The organism is Frankia sp. Mgl5 (assembly GCF_023242985.1).
GTDB classification, from domain to species: domain Bacteria; phylum Actinomycetota; class Actinomycetes; order Frankiales; family Frankiaceae; genus Parafrankia; species Parafrankia soli.
Window position 1 is genome coordinate 1 of sequence record NZ_JALKFY010000336.1, and the last position, 238, is coordinate 238.

General features: G+C 58.4%; 1 pseudogene. It reads right to left on the reverse strand.

The features are described 5' to 3' along the window. Positions 1-215, reverse strand: a pseudogene (locus MXD62_RS09580) (dienelactone hydrolase); the annotation flags it as partial. Positions 216-238 lie beyond the last annotated feature (23 nt).

Sequence of the window (238 nt, forward strand, 5' to 3'; positions counted from 1 at the left end):
TCCTTGCGATCGATTGGTGCTGCGGTTGGCGCAGCGGGTTCAGCGGAGGCAAGAGGCGTTTCCATCTGTTGGTTCGCGTTGGCGCTCACTTGCGAGCCGATGTCGCAGCCTGGCTCCATTTTATCTTCCGGTTGGGCAGGAGCCTCTGCATGCGCTTCTCCATGTCCATGATCAGGCATGTTCGGGATTTCCCCTTCTGCGTCAAACACGATCAAGGGATCCCCCACAACGCAGACTG